General features: G+C 61.2%; 17 protein-coding genes. 5 read left to right on the plus strand and 12 right to left on the minus strand.

The genetic code is table 11. The features are described from left to right. Positions 1-36: 36 nt before the first annotated feature. From ACW9H9_RS01855 to ACW9H9_RS01880, 6 genes are all read right to left on the minus strand, one after another. Entirely contained in the window at positions 37-831 is a 795-nt protein-coding gene (locus ACW9H9_RS01855) for a fimbrial biogenesis chaperone (RefSeq protein WP_457341303.1), read from the minus strand. A 35-nt stretch (positions 832-866) separates the two neighbouring features. Further along, on the minus strand, positions 867-1,367 hold the full coding sequence (locus tag ACW9H9_RS01860) for a Csu type fimbrial protein (RefSeq protein WP_457341304.1): 501 nt from the start codon (positions 1,365-1,367) through the stop codon (positions 867-869). Positions 1,368-1,372: 5 nt separating this feature from the next. Further along, entirely contained in the window at positions 1,373-1,909 is a 537-nt protein-coding gene (locus ACW9H9_RS01865) for a Csu type fimbrial protein (protein WP_457341305.1), read from the minus strand. Positions 1,910-1,929: 20 nt separating this feature from the next. Further along, positions 1,930-2,451, minus strand: coding sequence for a Csu type fimbrial protein (locus tag ACW9H9_RS01870; protein ID WP_457341306.1), 522 nt, complete (start codon positions 2,449-2,451; stop codon positions 1,930-1,932). A gap of 90 nt (positions 2,452-2,541) precedes the next feature. Then, positions 2,542-3,054, minus strand: a complete 513-nt coding sequence (locus ACW9H9_RS01875) for a Csu type fimbrial protein (RefSeq protein ID WP_457341323.1) — start codon at positions 3,052-3,054, stop codon at positions 2,542-2,544. 117 nt (positions 3,055-3,171) lie between these two features. Next, positions 3,172-3,711, minus strand: a complete 540-nt coding sequence (locus tag ACW9H9_RS01880) for a Csu type fimbrial protein (RefSeq protein WP_457341307.1) — start codon at positions 3,709-3,711, stop codon at positions 3,172-3,174. 231 nt (positions 3,712-3,942) lie between these two features. On the opposite strand from ACW9H9_RS01880, the gene zapE reads away from it, so the two are divergent. The 3 genes from zapE to ACW9H9_RS01895 all read left to right on the plus strand — a co-directional run bounded on the left by zapE (position 3,943) and on the right by ACW9H9_RS01895 (position 8,313). Further along, a complete protein-coding gene (gene zapE / locus ACW9H9_RS01885; protein ID WP_457341324.1) occupies positions 3,943-5,016 on the plus strand; it encodes a cell division protein ZapE in 1,074 nt (357 codons plus the stop codon). A 39-nt stretch (positions 5,017-5,055) separates the two neighbouring features. Further along, positions 5,056-6,372, plus strand: coding sequence for a leucine-rich repeat-containing protein kinase family protein (locus tag ACW9H9_RS01890; RefSeq protein ID WP_457341308.1), 1,317 nt, complete (start codon positions 5,056-5,058; stop codon positions 6,370-6,372). 180 nt (positions 6,373-6,552) lie between these two features. After that, the gene (locus tag ACW9H9_RS01895) at positions 6,553-8,313 is read left to right on the plus strand and encodes a hypothetical protein (protein ID WP_457341309.1); all 1,761 of its coding nucleotides are present in this window, start codon (positions 6,553-6,555) and stop codon (positions 8,311-8,313) included. A gap of 51 nt (positions 8,314-8,364) precedes the next feature. On the opposite strand, the gene ACW9H9_RS01900 is transcribed toward ACW9H9_RS01895, so the two are convergent. Beyond that, a complete protein-coding gene (locus ACW9H9_RS01900) occupies positions 8,365-9,069 on the minus strand; it encodes a YebC/PmpR family DNA-binding transcriptional regulator (RefSeq protein ID WP_457341310.1) in 705 nt (234 codons plus the stop codon). A 100-nt stretch (positions 9,070-9,169) separates the two neighbouring features. After that, positions 9,170-10,027 carry a LysR substrate-binding domain-containing protein gene (locus ACW9H9_RS01905; protein ID WP_457341311.1) on the minus strand — a complete coding sequence of 286 codons (858 nt, stop codon included), beginning with the start codon at positions 10,025-10,027 and terminating at the stop codon, positions 9,170-9,172. Between the two features lie 109 nt (positions 10,028-10,136). Between ACW9H9_RS01905 and ACW9H9_RS01910 the strand changes: the two genes are divergently transcribed. Then, a complete protein-coding gene (locus tag ACW9H9_RS01910; protein ID WP_457341312.1) occupies positions 10,137-11,240 on the plus strand; it encodes a 2-aminoethylphosphonate--pyruvate transaminase in 1,104 nt (367 codons plus the stop codon). Between the two features lie 24 nt (positions 11,241-11,264). Further along, complete coding sequence (phnX, locus tag ACW9H9_RS01915) at positions 11,265-12,092, plus strand: phosphonoacetaldehyde hydrolase (RefSeq protein ID WP_457341313.1); 828 nt, start codon at positions 11,265-11,267, stop codon at positions 12,090-12,092. A gap of 39 nt (positions 12,093-12,131) precedes the next feature. On the opposite strand, the gene ACW9H9_RS01920 is transcribed toward phnX, so the two are convergent. The 4 genes from ACW9H9_RS01920 to ACW9H9_RS01935 all read right to left on the minus strand — a co-directional run bounded on the left by ACW9H9_RS01920 (position 12,132) and on the right by ACW9H9_RS01935 (position 17,915). Continuing rightward, positions 12,132-13,001, minus strand: coding sequence for a 1-aminocyclopropane-1-carboxylate deaminase/D-cysteine desulfhydrase (locus ACW9H9_RS01920; RefSeq protein ID WP_457341314.1), 870 nt, complete (start codon positions 12,999-13,001; stop codon positions 12,132-12,134). A gap of 56 nt (positions 13,002-13,057) precedes the next feature. Then, a complete protein-coding gene (locus tag ACW9H9_RS01925) occupies positions 13,058-15,097 on the minus strand; it encodes an oxidoreductase (RefSeq protein WP_457341315.1) in 2,040 nt (679 codons plus the stop codon). 170 nt (positions 15,098-15,267) lie between these two features. After that, positions 15,268-16,119 carry a DUF1460 domain-containing protein gene (locus ACW9H9_RS01930; protein ID WP_457341316.1) on the minus strand — a complete coding sequence of 284 codons (852 nt, stop codon included), beginning with the start codon at positions 16,117-16,119 and terminating at the stop codon, positions 15,268-15,270. A gap of 89 nt (positions 16,120-16,208) precedes the next feature. Further along, the gene (locus tag ACW9H9_RS01935) at positions 16,209-17,915 is read right to left on the minus strand and encodes a hypothetical protein (RefSeq protein WP_457341317.1); all 1,707 of its coding nucleotides are present in this window, start codon (positions 17,913-17,915) and stop codon (positions 16,209-16,211) included. Positions 17,916-18,029: the final 114 nt, after the last annotated feature.

Here is an 18,029-nt window from a genome sequence, read left to right on the forward strand (position 1 = left end):
ATACGACGAGCCCACACTCAGCTCCCTCCTTGTTCGTTACTGACCCGGCTTGACGCTCTGGGTCTGTGGCGCACCGTTGACGCGCACTTGCAGGTCCTGGCCGCTGGCCAAAGGCTCGGGCACCGGCCAGCGCATGGTTGCACCGGGCAGCACGTAGCCCATCAGGCCGTCGGCCACCGGCCGGTTCTGGCCCCCCTGCTTGACCGTCACATCGGTGAGGCGCGCATGCACGGCGCCGCGGTTACGGATCTCGATATACGAACGCCCGCCCTCGCTCACCTTGCGCCAGCTCAGGTCCGGCACACCGGCGCCTTTGGGGTCACGCGGGCGGTTCAGGTCCTCCTTGCTCCAAAGCCCCGCCCCATAGGTGAACAACGGCACCGAATAACGCATCTGGAACTGAATCGCGGCGGCGGTCTTGCCGTCCGCTGCGGGAGTACTGGCCGGTTTGGGGTTGGGGATCTCATCGATGATGATGCGATACGCCAGCTCCTGGCCGGGCGGCACCTCGCGGGTACGGGTCAGGCGCACCAGTTGTTTCTGGCCGGGCTCGATACGCGCCACCGGCGGGCTGCCGATCACATCGCGCTGGTTCTGGTACTCGTCATCAAAGCTGTTCTGGCGCCAGGCGAAGACCCGTATCTGTAAGTTCGTGACTTCACTGCCACGGTTTTCCAGCCACAGGGCGCTGGCCTGTTGATCGGCCTCCAGCACCGGGTCGATCGGCCATATAAGGACTGAACTGGCCGCATACGCCTTGCCGGTAACCAGCATGGCAAGGCCAAGCACTGCATAACGTACGGCCTGTAAATGCCGCAGGGGTGAAGACATACGCAAACTCCTTGTTGCTCTTATTGAACCGCCCCCTACCAGGACAGCTGTACCTGCAACACATCGCTGTAGGTCCCCGCCGGTTGATTCCCCGGTAACACCACCCGGCCGTAGATCGGCAAACTGATGTTGTTGGCATTGCTGTAGGCCACGTTGACGCTCTGGGCGACACCCAGGGCCTGGCTCAGGCCCGCGTCGCGAAACAGCTGATAGGCCACTTTGGCGGAGCCGGACGTGAGCTTCAAATTGCGCCCGCTGGCGTTGTTCTGCCCACCGTCGACACTCATGTTCAAGGTGACGCCCGGCGTGCATTGCAACTGCACACCGCTGCTCAACGAGGTCGACACCGTGGCGGTCGAAAGCGCCGAGTAACTGCCAAAGTTCAGGTTGCCGTAGTTGCTGACACCGCCCACCACCAGGCAACCGGCAACGATGCTGGCACTGACCTGGAAGTTCGCGCTGGTCACCGCCGCCAGCGGCAGCGGCAGGCTACTGACACACGCCAGCAACACCACGGCGCACCCATGCCCGGCCATCGCACTTAAAAGCTCAGTTGTACGGCGATGGTGTCGGTATAGGTGCCGGCCGGCAGCCCGGCTTTACCCACCGCCTTGCCCCACAGGTTGATGGTTTGCGGAGCACCGGTGCTGGCGGCCAGGTTGATCACGCCGTTACTGGCCAACAGGTTGTTGTAGCCCGCGTCGGTGTACAGATCGTAGGGCACGAAGTTGGCCACGCCGTCGTACAGCGCACGCGTGCCGCCCGGTGACTGGCCGTCATGCAGGCCGCCCTGGATGGTGACGGTGGGGGTGGTCCCGGCCGAACACTGGATGGACACTGCGCCACCGCCCGACGCCATCAATTGGATACCCTGCTGGGTAAACAGGCTGGTGGTGGTCCCAAAGTTCAAGGAGCCGAAGTTCAAGTTGGTGGCGCCTGAAGTGCCGTTGACCAGGCAACTGCTGGTCAGGGTCAGCGTTGCAGCAATTTGCCCGGTGACGGTGGTCGCGGCATGGGCACCGGTGGCCAACGCCAGGCCCAGCACGGATAACGCGAGACGCGAAACAAGTGGTTGCATGATGCTCATCCTCTGTTGAGTTACCAGTCCAACGTGACCGTCAGCGTGTCGCGATAAGTGCCCGCTGGCAGTGCGCTGGTATTCGCCACCACCGCGCCATAGACCGGAACCGGCCGCTGGACACCGTTGCTGACGGCGAAATTTCGTTGTTGCCCGATGCGATAGCTGTCAGTGCCAGCGGCATCGGAGGTCAATCGATAGGGAATGGTCTGACGCCCGTTGCTCAAGCGCCGGGTGGCGCCGTCACCGTTGGTGCCCCCGTCGATGGTCACGGTGAAACCGCTGGCCGGGGTGTTGCAGGAAACGTTCAGTGCCCCGGCGCTGCCCTCGATGCTGGCGTTGAGCGGGCGGGTCCAGGTGGGCCCCTGGCTGCCAAAGTCCAGTTGGCCCAGGTTGCCCGCGGTAGCCTGGCCCCCCGTGCTCACCTCACAGGCCGCGGTAATGACCAGCCGCGCCTGGATGCTGCCGGTCATCACCATTGCCTGGGTGGCGCCTGCCAGTAACAGCAAGGGGCCTAGCATCAACATTGAACGGTGGTTCATAGCCCATCCCATTTCCATCAGGATAAAACCGGTGCCGGCCCCAGCGAGGTGGCACTCCTTTCTTGTTCGGCTGCGTATACGGTCAGGCACTTACCAGGTGACGGTCACCTTGATGACGTCGGTGTACCGGCTGACGCGCGGCACCTGGGCCAAGGGTTCAATTCGGGCATACAGCGGCAAGTCCACCGAACCGCTTTCGGGCACGATGCCGCTCAGGGTTTCATTGACCGGCAGCGCAATGCGCCGCGCGGCGTCACGGTAAAGCCGATAAGGAATCGGAGTGCTGCGGGCATCGCCCACCAGGTAGCGCACTTCACCGACGCCGCCGTGCAGGCCGCCATCGATGCGCACTTGATAAGGGGTGTCGGGGTTGCATTCCAGGCGAGGCACGCGGGCACTGGTAAGTGCGGCGCTCAAGGGGCCCGCGGGATCGTTGAGGCGGGCGGTGTTGCCAAAGTCGAGCACACCGAGCTGTTCGATACCGGCATCGCGGGTCAGGCCGACCAATTGGCAGCCGCGCATCACATTGACGCGCACCTCCACCTGGAGTTGCGCGGCCAACGCCTGGGCGCTGCACAACGCGCTCACGACTGCCACCAGCATCGTTCCATTCACCGCCTCGATCCTTTTGAGGAATGGGTCACAGAATTCAGGTTAGCAGTGAAGGAAGAAGCTGCCAGTTTTGTCAGAAACGGACTAAATAACCGCAGGACTTTTCCGCTACCAGTCCAACGTTACGGTGACATGGTCGCTGTAAACGCCTGCGGGAAGCGCGCGGGTGGTGGCCACGACGGCGCCGTAGACCGGAATCGGCATCGTGCTGCCGGTATCGGCCGCCAAGGTGCGCTGCTGACCCACGGGGTAACGGTCCTTGCCGGCCGCATCCACGGACAGGTGGTAGGGAATGTTCAAGGTGCCGTTGCTCAGGTAACGCGTGCTGCCGTCACCATGGGCGCCGCCGTCGATGCTGACGGTGAACTGCGTCGGGCTATTGGGCGTCGAGCCGCAGTTGACCGCCAGGTTGTCGCGGTTGCTGCTCAAGCGGGTATTGAGCGGTGCCGTCCAGGTAGGGCCCTGGCTGCCGAAGTCGAGGGTGGCGCCGTCGCCTGCGAGGGTTTGCTCTGCCGCGCCGCGGCTGACTTCACAGCCACTGAGGATGACCAACCGCGCCTCGATCTGCCCGCTCACCGCCGCCAGGGCAGCGCCCGTCGGCAGGCAACAGGTGCCCAGAACCAGCAGGAGTCGAGAGAGGGTATGCATAGCGGCCTTGGCGAAATACAGCGAGGAAATAAACGCCGCTCAGGATAAACGAGATGGCTATATGCCTGTATGCTTTTTGAAAGCCCGCCGACACACGGTGCCTCAAGGCTGGCTGGCACCGTGGGTATTGGTTAAATTAGCGGCGCGCCCGGCAAACGGGCGCTGCCCGGTTATGACAAAAAAAGGATTTCCCCGTTGGCTGCCCTCCCCCCTCCTTCACGCTGGAGCGCCCTGCGCCGCTGGTTCGGCAAGCCCTCCACCGCCCCGACGCACGATGTGCAGGCGTTTTTCCAGCGTCGGGCGCACGAGCAGGGCTACACCTTGAGCGCCGGGCAGGAACGGGCCATTGCGGCAATGGCGGTTGAAACGGCGCATTTGCTGGCGGGCCAGCCCACTCGCGGCCTGTACCTGCATGGCCCGGTCGGGCGCGGCAAGAGCTGGTTGCTCGACGGGTTTTTCCGGGCGCTGCCGATTGCCGAAAAACAGCGCGTGCATTTCCATGACTTTTTCGCCCGCCTGCACCGGGGCATGTTTGCCCACCGCCAGCAGCGCGATGCGTTGGCCGTGGCCCTGGACGAGCTGCTCGACGGCTGCCGCGTGTTGTGTTTCGACGAGTTTCACGTGCACGACATCGGCGACGCCATGTTGATCAACCGCCTGTTCAAAGCGTTGTTTCAACGCAACATGCTGGTGTTGGTGACCTCCAACTACCCGCCGGACGGGCTGCTGCCCAACCCGCTGTATCACGAGCGCTTCAAACCGGTGATCGATCTGATTGCCGCACGCATGGACGTGCTGGAAGTCAGCTCCCCACAGGACTTTCGCAGCCTGGCCCAAGCCCACGACGAACAACGCTTCAGCGACGGCCAGTACGTCTGGCCCGCCACGCCCGCGCAACGTGAACACCTGCAATTACCACCCGCCGGGCTGCCCGCCCAGCCCTTGACCGTCGGCTCGCGCCGGTTGACCTGCCGGGGCCAGCAGGGGCGCAGTATTTTCTTCACCTTCAACGACCTGTGCGAACAGCTCACGGCGGTGATGGACTACCTGGCGCTGTGCCAGGACTTCGACCGCTGGGTCATCGACGGCCTGCCGTACCTGGCCGACTGCCCGATCGCCGTGCAACAGCGCTTCATCAACCTGGTGGACGTGCTCTACGACCAGGACAAACAGCTGATTCTGCTGGGTGAGCAGCCCCTGGAAACCTCGCTCGGCGGCAAGGCCATTGACCTGGCACGCACCATCAGCCGCCTGGGCCAATTGCAACCGGTCAGCCCGCAACCGGCCCCCGACCCGGTATCATGAGCGCCCTTTACGCCCCCTTTGCCGAGTGACGCGTTCTTCATGCACACCCTTGCTCAACTCAAGGCTGGCCAACTGGCCGGCATCAAGCGCCTGGACCTGTCCTGCGGGCTGACCCAGTTTCCGCCAGAAATCTTCGAGCTGGCCGACTCCCTGGAAGTCCTCAACCTGAGCGGCAACGCCCTGAGCAGCCTGCCGGATGACCTGCACCGCCTGCCCCACCTGCGTGTGCTGTTCTGCTCGGAAAACGCCTTTACCCAACTGCCCGAATGCCTGGGACAGTGCGCCCAGTTGAGCATGATCGGCTTCAAGTCCAACCGCATCCGCCAGGTGCCCGCCGCGGCACTGCCGCCGCTGTTGCGCTGGCTGATCCTCACCGACAACCACATCGAGCAACTGCCCCACGAACTGGGCGAGCGCCCGCTGCTGCAAAAGCTGATGCTGGCTGGCAACCGCCTCATGCAGTTGCCGCCCAGCCTGGTCAATTGCCACAACCTTGAACTGATCCGCATCGCCTCGAACCGCTTTACCCAGTTGCCAGACTGGCTGCTGACCCTGCCCAGCCTGACGTGGCTGGCGTACGCGGGCAACCCGGTAGAAATGGCCGTAGAGGTGACGGGTGACGACACCACGCCGAACATTCCCTGGGCGCAACTGAGGGTGGAACAGGTCCTGGGCGAAGGCGCTTCCGGCGTTATCCGCCAAGCCACCTGGGCTCCGCCCTCGCAGCCCGCCAAAGCGGTGGCGGTCAAGTTGTACAAGGGCAGCATCACCAGCGACGGCTCGCCCCTGCACGAGATGCAAGCGTGCATCGCCGCAGGTTTGCACCCCAACCTGATCAAGGTCGAAGGCCGGGTGGTCGGCCATCCCGACGCGCAAGCGGCGTTGGTGATGGACCTGATCGACCCCAGCTACCGCAACCTCGCGGCCCTGCCGAGCCTGGCCTCCTGCACGCGGGATGTCTATGCGCCCGACACCCGCTTCAGCGCGGCGGTGGCCCTGCGCATGGCCCGCGGCGTGGCGTCGGTGGCGGCGCATTTGCACCGGCACGGCATCACCCATGGCGACCTGTACGGCCACAACATTTTGTGGAACGAAGCCGGTGACTGCCTGCTGGGCGACTTTGGCGCCGCCTCGTTCCATACCCAGGCGGACACCCCGCAAACGCAGGCCTTGCAACGCATCGAGGTGCGTGCATTTGGGGTGTTGTTGGGGGAACTGCTGGAGCGGATCGATTCTGGGCTGGACGACGCCGCACACCAGCGGCTGTGGTCACTGCAAGCGCAGTGTTGCCACACGAACGTCCTGGCACGTCCAGACTTCGAGGCGATCGAAGTGTTATTACACGACGTTGTATAACGGGTTTGACCGTAATCGTTTGAGCACCGCCCGGTGCTCAAACAATGTTATGAAACAAACTATACACGCTGAACCGCGCAGTTGAAACATCCAAATATATAACCCGCCAACAAACTAAAAATGAAGCGGTAATCTTGCAGCCTTACGTTTATACGCTGGTTTACCATACAAGGACTGCGCATGATTCCCCAATCCTCTCAATCGTTACATCCAACCTATACTCCTGCCGAACGCAAACTTTTTCAGGTCGTGCCTGCCCCGCTGAATGAAACAAATACCAGTGTTATTTCAGCCACGGCTAAAAACCATGAACGGATTGACGTTTCTTTTCCCGAGATGGCACTTTCGCCACAGGATATTTCAAGAACAAACTTACCGCCGGGTACGCCACTGCCTGAAGAGGGCAACTACTCCTTTATATTTAGCGAACACCATAAAAAGTGGTTTATTGGCGGCAAACATGTCAGTTACCTTTCTCCATTCAGGGTGGGGGCCGTCATTCCCGATTCGCCGCCCCCTGTCACGTTTTATTGCATGAGCGATAGCAACTGGACGCCCAGCATCAGCCTGCCCAAAAAAGCCCGGGACAATGACCTGATCATCATCGAATCCTCGGCGAGCAAAGAGGTGAGAATAGAAGGCGCCTCCATGCTCGGTCGACGGGAGACGCGGATGTACCGGTACTCTGAAGTCGATCAAGCCTGGAAACCGGTCAACGCGCAGGCAGAGTCGGTGATAAAGGCGAAGCCTGTAATACCTGAGCCGCCCGTAAAACCTCAACCCCCTGTACGACCCGAACCGATCAAGCCTGCTCCCCCTGCTCCGGCAGCCTTGGAGCAGTTGAACCTCACCGGGGCCAAAACTGAAATCCTGCTTCCCGACACCAGCAAGACCGCTGCGGTGAAGCTGCCCGACATCGCCAATGACAACGACCTTGTTACCCTGAGCTCGGCCGCGCCGCAGTCGGTGCGGGTAGACACCGCCAACATAAACAACTCAAGCGCGATGACCTTGGACAAGGGTGAAACCTATATCTTCAAGTACCTGGCAAAGCATAAAAAGTGGGAGATGATCCGTTCACCGCAAACCGTCTACACCGCCCAGAACTTGCACAACGGAGCAGTACCCGCTTTAAGCAAGCCAATGACGTTTGTACACGTGGATGCACACTCACCCACGCAACCACTGACCTTTCCAAGCAATCAACCGCCCGGCAGCAAAATCGTGGTTGTTTCGCGGTCGAACACGCCGGTCACCATTAACGCGGGCGCCCTGCAAGCGTCTGTAAAACCCGAAGAAGTCATTACGTTCACAGTCGATAAAGACCAGCGATGGACCCGCGAAACCGTCACCATCGATATCCTGTTTACTTACAGTGACAAACTGGCCAAAGAAAAAGGATTGCCTGCCATCAAGCAGTACGTCAGCAAGGCGATGTCAGATACCAATACCGCTCTGCTCAACTCCGGCGCCAACTTTTTCTATAGGGCGGTCGCGGTCAAAGAACTGGAAGATAAAGAACACTGGGACGAGTTGAGCGTGCCGTTGAAAGAACTGCAGGAGCACCCCAAGGCTCAGGCAATGCTGGAAACCTACAAGGCGGACGGGCTGTATTACCTGACCAATCGCGTCGCCGCAGACATAGTCGGCCTGGCGCATTTGGGCGCGCACAAAAGCACCATGATCGCCACGTCCATAATGGATTCGACCTACGTGGTCCGGCATGAGCTGGCCCATCTCATGGGCGTTGCCCACAGTGGCGAAAGTGATTCCTACAACCAGGGCTTGAAAGGGAAAACCGTCATGGGCTTTGCCTGGGACTTGTTTTACTCCAATCCAGACCGCTATACGCCAGACGGAGAGCCCCTGGGTATCGAAGGAAAAGCAAACGCGGTGCGGACCATGAACGAGGCATCCGCCAGGGTCGCAGCGTTCCGCTAACGCTTACCTGTGGGCACCTTTGCGGTTCCCACAGGCAGTGCTGCTCAGCAATCAGCCCGCGAGGCCGACAAACATATCCTGCACATCGTCGTGGTTGTCCAGGCCTTCCAGGAACGCCTCGACTTCTGCCATCTGCTCATCGCTCAGGCCGCCCACCGGGTTTTTGGCGATGTAGCCAAGCTTTGCCGACAACACGGTAAAGCCTTGATCCGGCAGTGCTTTTTGCACGGCGTCGAGGTCGGTGGTTTCGGTGATGAACAGGGTGGCGCCCTCTTCGGCCGCTTCAAAATCCTGTGCACCGGCTTCAATCGCGGCCATTTCCGGGTCGGCGTCCGGGGTGTCCGGCGACGCTTCGATCATGCCCACATGGTTGAAGTCCCAGGCCACGGAGCCCGAAGCGCCCAGTTGGCCCTTGCGGAATGCCACGCGGATTTCCGCCACGGTCCGGTTGATGTTATCGGTCAGGCACTCGACGATCAGCGGCACCTGGTGCGGCGCAAAACCCTCGTAGGTCACGCGGTGGTACTGCACGGTTTCGCCCAGCAGGCCGGCGCCTTTCTTGATGGCGCGGTCCAGGGTTTCCTTGGGCATCGAGGCTTTCTTGGCCTGCTCCACCACCAGACGCAGGTGGGCGTTGGTGGCGATGTCGGCGCCGTTGCGGGCGGCGATGGTGATTTCTTTCACCAGCTTGCCGAAGATCTTGCCCTTGGCATTGGCTGCCGCTTCTTTATGTTTGACTTTCCACTGTGCGCCCATGACTCACTCTCTTCTCGTCCATCGCGCCCAAACGTCTACTGGCTGGCGCTTTGGGGGCAGAGTTTATAGGGCAAAAACGCGGTAATCCACCAAAAAACCGTCAGGGCGCCAGCTCGAAAAACGCCTGGATCAGCCGCAACTCCCGGCGCCGCGCCATGCACCCCAGCAGGTGGCGGTTAGTCAGGCCCTGGCCGTGGATCGGGAGCGCATGCACCCGCGGATCGCGGCTGATCTCCATCGACGACACCACGCCCACGCCCAACTGGGCGGCAACGGCCTCGGTGACCGCCTCACGGCTGTCCAGCTCCAGCAGCACTTTAGGCTGCACACCGGCGCGAACGCAGGCGCGGTCGAACGTGCGGCGGGTAATGGAGTCGGGCTCGCGCAACACCATGATCACCTGGTCCAGTTGCGCAAGCTGTATGCCGTCCGGCTGCGCAAGCCAAGGGTGCCCGTCGGGCACCAGGGCGCAGATGCGCGACTCGATCAGGGGCTTGAGGTGCAGGCCTTTGCTCGTCTCTACCTGTGTCAGCACCGCCACGTCGGCGCGGTCGGACAACAGCGCAGCGAGGGTTTCCTGAGCGTTGCCCAGGCGCAGGTTCACGGTGATGCCGGGGTAGCGCTCGCGCAACTTGGCCAGCATCGGCATGACCAGGTGCGGGCCGTCTGCCGCCACTTCCAGGCGCCCGGTGAGCAATTGGCGGTTGGCTTCCAGCAGGGTCTGCGCCTCTTCCACCAGCCCGAAAATGGCGCGGGTGATGGCTGCCAGTTTGGTGCCTTCTTCTGTCAATTCCACGCGGCGGGCGGTGCGGCGCAACAAGGGGATCTGGTAATGCTCCTCCAACGCCTTGATATGCCCGGTCACCGCCGGCTGGCTGATGAACAGCCGCTCGGCGGCCCGGGTAAAACTGCCCTCACGGGCGACGGCATCGAATGCACGCAACTGGAAAAGGTTCATTTATCGGCCTCACTGATGACTGGCATAACAACAAACAATTTGATTGATGACAAGCCAAACTGCACTTTAGGCGCCGTCGCTAGATGTGAATGTTTACGAGGCCCTGCGCATGACCCCGCCTATCCTGTTGACCCCCGGTCCGCTGACCACCTCCGCCCGTACCCGCCAGGCCATGCTGGTCGACCGGGGTTCCTGGGACGACGACTTCAACCAGCTCACTGCCAGCGTCTGCGAGCAATTGCTGGCCATCATCCACGGTGCCGCCACCCATCACTGCGTGCCCTTGCAGGGCAGCGGCACCTTTGCCGTGGAAGCGGCCATCGGCACGCTTGTACCGCGTGACGGCAAGGTGCTGGTGCTGATCAACGGCGCCTACGGCAAACGCTTGGCGAAGATTTGCCAGGTGTTGGGCCGCGCATTCAACACCTTTGAAACTGCCGAAGACCAACCCACCACGGCCGCCGACGTCGACCGCCTGCTGCGCGCCGACCCTGCGCTGACCCACGTCTCGCTGATTCACTGCGAAACCGGCACCGGCCTGCTCAACCCGCTGGCCGAGATCGCCCAAGTCGTCGCGCGTCACGGCAAACGCCTGATCATCGATGCGATGAGTTCGTTTGGCGCGCTGGCGATCGACGCCCGCGAAGTGCCCTTCGACGCCCTCATCGCCGCCTCGGGCAAATGCCTGGAAGGGGTGCCGGGCATGGGCTTTGTCTTCGCCGAAAAACAGGCACTGGCCGCCGCCGAGGGCAACAGCCACTCCCTGGCCCTGGACCTGTTTGACCAGCACCGCTACATGACCGCCACCGGCCAATGGCGTTTTACGCCGCCCACCCACGTCGTGGCGGCGTTGCACGAGGCGCTGTTGCAATACCACGAACAAGGTGGCTTGCCCGCACGCCACCGGCGTTATGCCGATAACTGCCGGGCGCTGCTGCAAGGCATGGCCGCGCTGGGCGTGCACAGTTTTCTGCCGGCCGCGGTCCAGGCGCCGATCATCGTCACGTTTCACGCCCCCAAGCACCCGCGATACGACTTCAAGGCGTTCTATGAACGGGTCAAGGCCCAGGGGTTCATCCTCTACCCCGGCAAGTTGACCCAGGTAGACACCTTTCGCGTGGGCTGCATCGGTGATGTCACCGCGCAAGGCATGCAAGCCGCCGTCGCCGCCATCGGCCACGCGCTGCAAGCCATGGAAGTGTTCGACCGTTAACCTCTTCTCTCCAGGACGTACGCCATGCACTATCAGCAACCGAGCACACTCCAGGCCGTTATCCTCGACTGGGCTGGCACCGTGGTCGACTTCGGCTCTTTTGCCCCCACGCAGATTTTTGTCGAGGCCTTCGCCGAATTCGGCGTGCAGGTGTCCATCGAAGAAGCCCGTGGCCCGATGGGCATGGGCAAGTGGGACCACATCCGCACCCTGTGCAACCAGCCGCAGGTGGCCGAGCGCTATCGCCAGGCCTTTGGCCGCACGCCCACCGACGCGGACGTCACCGCCATTTACCAGCGCTTCATGCCGCTGCAAATCGAAAAAATCGCCGAACACTCGGCGCTGATTCCCGGCGCCCTGGCCACCATCGCCGGGCTGCGCCAGCAAGGCCTCAAGATCGGCTCCTGCTCCGGCTACCCCAAGCCCGTGATGGACAAAGTGGTGGAGCTGGCCGCCCGCAACGGCTATGTCGCCGACCACGTGGTGGCCACCGACGAGGTGCCCAATGGCCGCCCTTGGCCTGCGCAAGCACTGGCCAATGTGATCGCACTCGGCATCGACGATGTGGCGGCCTGCGTCAAGGTCGACGACACCGTGCCCGGCATTCTCGAAGGCCGCCGCGCCGGGATGTGGACGGTGGCGCTGCTGTGCTCCGGCAATGCACTGGGGCTGACCTTCGAGCAGTTTCGCGCCCTGGCGCCGCACACGCTGGCCAGCGAGCGCCGCCGGATCCGCGCCCTCTTTGAAGGCTCGCGCCCGCACTACACAATCGACACCCTGAGCGACCTGCCGGACGTGCTGGCCGACATCAACGCCCGCCTGGCACGCGGTGAAATGCCGCAAGGCCACTGACCGCCCACACCGGTGGGAAGGGGCTGGCCGGTGATGGCCTCAAAAACCGCGCCGCCCCTGCAAGCCGCCCGTGTGAACGAAGATCAGCCGGGTGCCCGGGCGCAGGCGGCCCGCCTCGATCTGCTGTTTTAATGCCAGCAACGCCTTGCCGGTGTACAGCGGCTCCAGCGGCAGACCGCAGGCCTGTTCGGTTTGCTCGATGAACGTCAACAGCAACGGGTCGACCTTGGCAAAGCCGCCCCGGCAGGCGTCGATCATTTCGTACCCCTCGTGCACCGGCATCTGTACATGGCCTGCGGGCACCGCCAACGCACCGTACACCGGGTGCTCCCCCGCCTCGGCCATGACCAGCCCTGCCACGGTGGTGCCGGTGCCAGCGGCCAGCCACCAGGCGTGGTAATCCGTCCAGCCCAGGGCGTGGAGTTGTTTGCGCACCTGGCTCACCAACACCGCGCACCCCGCGGCGCCCTCCGGCCCGCCGCCGCCCTCGGGCACGGGGTGCAAGCCCGGATACTGCTCACGCCACGGCGCCCAAAAACCCGGCGCGTTGCGGTCCCGGTAGCCGCCGTAACCCAGCCAGTGCAGCTGCATGCCAAAGGCTTTCAAGTCCAGCACGGTGGGGGTGTCTTGGGCATGGCCACGCAGCAACCCGACAGTGGGGAAACCAAACCGTTTTCCCGCCGCCGCCAGTGCATGCAAGTGGTTGGAGTAAGCGCCGCCCAGGCTGATGAGGCCTGTGGCGCCTGCCGCCTGTGCCTGGGCCAGGTGCCCGGTGAGCTTGAACCATTTGTTACCACTGATCAGCGGGTCGATACGGTCCAGGCGCAGCACGGCCAGTTCCACACCGGCCAGCCAGTCCAGGTGCAGCGGTTCAAGCGGGGCGTCGGGGAGCCAATCGAAAGGACCCATCAGGGCGGTTCTGCCTAAAAAAGGGGCGGCAGTTTAACACCGCCCCTTGGCGGGGCTTACAACTCGGCCGCCAGGCGCGAGCCTTGGTTGATCGCCCGCTTGGCGTCCAGCTCGGCGGCCACATCCGCGCCGCCGATCAGGTGCACGTTCTGCCCCGCAGCGACCAGGGCCGCCTGCAATTCGCGCAACGGGTCCTGACCGGCGCAGATCACCACATTGTCCACCGCCAGCACCTGCGGTTCGCCCTCGGCGCCGATGCGGATGTGCAAGCCGGCGTCGTCGATCTTCAGGTACTCGACACTGTTGAGCATCTGTACCTGTTTGTTCTTGAGCCCCGTGCGGTGGATCCAGCCGGTGGTCTTGCCCAGGCCGTCGCCAACCTTGGAGGCCTTGCGCTGCAACAGGAACACTTCACGGGCGGGCGCATGGGGCTCAGGCTTGATCCCGGCCACGCCGCCACGCGCTTGCAGTTGGGTGTCGATGCCCCACTCTTTCCAGAAGGCGTCACGGTCCAGGCTGGTGGCGGTGCCTTGGTGCACCAAAAACTCCGACACATCAAAACCGATCCCGCCGGCACCGATCACCGCCACCCGCTGGCCCACCGGCTTGCGTTGCAGCAACACATCCAGGTAGCTGAGGACCTTGGCGTGTTCCACACCCGGAATCGCCGGGGTGCGCGGCACAATGCCGGTGGCCAGGATGATCTCGTCGTAACCACCGGCCACCAGTTGCTCCACGCCCACACGGGTGTTCAGGCACAGCTCGACGTGAGTGGTCTGCAATTTGCGCTTGAAGTAACGCAGGGTTTCATAGAACTCTTCTTTACCCGGCACACGCTTGGCCACATTGAACTGGCCGCCGATTTCGCTGGCCGAATCGAACAGCGTCACCTGGTGCCCGCGCTCGGCGGCAAAGCTTGCAGCGGCCAGGCCTGCGGGGCCGGCCCCCACTACCGCGATCTTTTTCAGCTGCGTGACCGGCAGGTAATTGAGCTCGGTTTCGTAGCACGCACGCGGGTTGACCAGGCAGGTGGTGAGCTTGCCGCCAAAGGTGTGGTCCAGACACGCCTGGTTGCAGCCAATGCAGGTGTTGATTTCATCGGCGCGGCCTTCGGCGGCCTTGTTGACGAAGTCCGGGTCGGCCAGAAACGGGCGGGCCATGGACACCATGTCCGCATCGCCTTGCGCCAGGATTTGCTCGGCCACTTGCGGGGTGTTGATGCGGTTGGTGGTGACCAGCGGGATCTGCACCGCGCCCCGCAGCTTGGCCGTGACCTTACTGAACGCGCCGCGCGGCACCTTGGTGGCAATGGTCGGGATGCGTGCTTCGTGCCAGCCGATGCCGGTGTTGATCAGGGTCGCGCCGGCCTTCTCGATGGCCTTGGCCAGTTGCACGATTTCTTCCCAGGTGCTGCCGCCCTCGACGAGGTCGAGCATCGACAGACGGAAAATGATGATGAAATTCGGGCCCACCGCTTCACGCACCCGGCGCACGATTTCCACCGGCAGGCGCATGCGGTTCTCGTAGGCGCCGCCCCAACGGTCGGTGCGATGGTTGGTGTGGGCGGCCAGGAACTGGTTAATGAAATAGCCTTCGGAGCCCATGATTTCCACGCCGTCATACTCGGCCACCTGGGCCAGGCGCGAGCAGGTGACAAAATCGCTGATCTGCTTCTCGATACCGTCCTCGTCCAGCTCCTTGGGCTTGAACGGGTTGATCGGCGCCTGGATCGCGCTGGGGGCGACCTGCTTGGGGCTGTAGGCATAACGGCCGGCGTGGAGGATCTGCATGCAGATCTTGCCGCCCGCTTCGTGCACCGCCTGGGTGACGACCTTGTGTTGCTGCGCCTCTTGCTCGGTGGTCAGCTTGGCCGCGCCGGAATACACGCCGCCTTCATCGTTGGGGGCAATGCCACCGGTGACCATCAGGCCAACCCCGCCCCGGGCGCGCTCGGCAAAGTAGGCGGCCATGCGTTCAAAACCGTTGGGTTTTTCTTCAAGGCCGGTGTGCATCGACCCCATCAGGGTGCGGTTGCGCAAGGTGGTAAAACCCAGGTCCAACGGGGCCAGCAGGTGTGGGTAGGCAGCAGCGGTCATGGTACAGCTCCACAACGGATCATCACGGGACGTGAGCGACTCAAGCGGCCGCCCATCGGTTTATGTCCCACAGACTAAAAGCCCGTTGATGCACGCTCAATGACCGAAACTGACAGTTTAATGATCAATAAGCGCAACGCACGCTACAGATGCCTCGACCTCATGAGCGTCTAGCGGGCTTTCACCCGAAGCACCACGATACCCGGTGTCTTGGCCACGTATTCGATGAAGGGATAATCGATGACCTGGTTTACGTTTTTCCGGGATGAGGCATTGCGTAGAACCGGACCTTTATCCGTCAAGATAAAAAACCCGACATGTGTTACATCCAGCCCTGCGAGGGGGGTGTAGAGGCCGATGAGGTCCCCGGTTCTCAAACGACTGACGAACTGCTCATTGACCTGATCCGCTGGTATATAAATAACTTCGCGTTTTACCACCGGCAAGCCAGGCAGATAATGCCCACCGTCGGCTTTTTCATTAAGATTTTTTTCCACACGAACAGGCTCGCCGCCAAGGTGCGCCGTGATATCAGTTGCCACTTGCCCGCCCTCCTGTTGGGCCCAGTCGGTAAAGAAATGCTTGCGCTTGAGAAAGTCGATCTGGCCATTGAAATAACGGGTTTTGATTAAATGAGCGATGAAGCTGCTTCGCGAAGAGGAGACTCTTAACGCTTCGACGTAATCCAGATAGGTAAAACAGTCCAATCCTCTGAAGTCGATGACCAACTCTTCCGGTATATATTTTGACCCGCGAAGCCTGTGGGCCTCGTAGGGCGTACCCAGAAACTGCCCGGAGATTGCACCGATCAGTTCGCCCGCGTCCGAATTCGGACTTTTTAAAGGGTGACGAAGCAGCTTGTCCAACATAAGCGAGGTGTAGTCATCCAGTTTCAGTTGGGTGTCAGACGGCTTTTCCAGTCCTTCCTGCACAGCAGGAGTGGGGGGTTGGCGTGGTGAAAGACTGCACCCGACCAATAGTAAAACGCATAATAAATATGCATATTTCATTTGATGTTTCATTTATAAAAATCCTTTTGAAGACGAAAGAGACGACTTGAGCAATGCCCAAGTCGCCTCCTCTCACGTGGCGAGTCAATTACACCAAATCGTTACACCCAGTTCACATTGACTGTTTGCTCGATCAGCAACTGCCCCTGGTGGTCGCCCACACTGTTGTAGACGTTGTAAGCGTGGCCTTGAGAGTAAACGGTCCCTGAACTTTCCGTTTTCCAGTCACCTTTACCCTTTACCTCGACCACGTTGTCTGCGCTGCCTTTAATGACCACCTGGTTACGCGACACGGCTTCATCCAGGCCCGAACTGAAGTTGCTCTTGTTAAACATGTTAAGACCCGAGGTCATGTCCATCACATGTTTCAAATCAATCGTCAACTTCATGTTAGTGCCACCGTTTAAGTCCAGGCACTCGATATTGGCGAGGCGCGAAAGCCCGACACCGGTCTTGATCGTTCCAAGCCCCGTTGTGGCGATCTTAGTGAGATCAAGCTCAGACACATCCTTTTCAAAGGCCAGTGTATCGATACCCGCGCCGCCATCGACGCGGGCCAGCCGCCCCTGGGTACCGGCTTCTTTTTGGAAGCCTTGAAGCAGATAAGACAGGTTGTCTTTATTGAGCACGATCAAGTCATCGCCGGCGCCGGCATAAATAATATCGGCGCCGCCCTTGCCATAGATCGTGTCGTTACCCGCCGACCCTTGAATAAAGTTACTGCCCGCATCACCCAGCGCGAGGCCTGTGGCGCTGTCCACCTTAATGGAAGCCTCCGCCCCCAGGGACGCACCGCCCAGGTATAACTTGCCGTTAGACTGATACGAACCTACATACACGTCCGGCAAACCGTCACCGTTGATATCCAGACGGCCGGCAACCGATGCACCATCCGTTTGTTTTTTTGGCACTACGATACCTTGCTTGGAGGTAAAGTTTGCCATGTCAATGTTGTCGTTATCCGCCTTGCCATAAATGATGTAGGTGTTCTGATAACTGCCATAACTGCCAGCCTGATTCGCGGCCCCCGTCCCCGCGTTGCCGTAAGTGGTATAGGCAAAGTCCATCAGCCCATCACCATTGACATCACCAATGGCCCGGACATCGCCGTATTTGGTCGGCTGTGCACCTGGCGCTTTGGACGCATCAATCATGTAGCCACGGTTGTTTTCCTTCAGCCACTTGTCTTCCAGGACAATCTTGCCACCGTACTTGCTGAACTCTTCTCGACGCCCACCGTACACGACGAACAAGTTAGTGCCATCGTTCACCACCACATCGGAATAGCCATCGCCATTGGTATCACCCACCCCGGCGACGGACTGAACCTGGTTAATCTCACGGGCGTCTTTTCCTGTCACCCATTCAAAGTCTGCCGTTTTGCTGATGCGTCCGCGATCGGTATTACCGATGGTAATACCCCGAGCCGTGACGATGCTCCGGCTACCTTCACCGAAGAAGTCGCCCGCAGCCGATACGTATTGCCCACCGCTGTAGAAGGCGTCATAGCTATTGACGCCTTGGACCGACGCACCAAACTGGAAGTCTTTTAGCGTGTTTTCGGCGCCAATCTTTTTGCCGCCAAATGAAATACTGGATGCTCCGTTTTGTCCGAATGCCCCGTATCCGCCCAGCACAGTATCCATCAGGCCATCGCCGTCCAGATCTCCTGCGCCACTGACAAAATATCCTTGCCCCAAAACCTCTGGGGTATTGAACATTTTCAGGTACTGGCCAGATAAAACCCCCTCGCTCTTGACCCCTTTGTAAATGCGCACATCACCTAAGGATGGTCTGAAGTAGGCCACTATGTTTCGACAGCCGAGCCATAGACGCTTTCAAAAACGGCAGCCGTTCAGAATCCGGGCAATTTTTCTGCCTATTCCATCCATTTTTGCCGCTGCGAGCGCCTCGCAGCAGCC

Source organism: Pseudomonas sp. SDO5215_S409, from assembly GCF_054071325.1.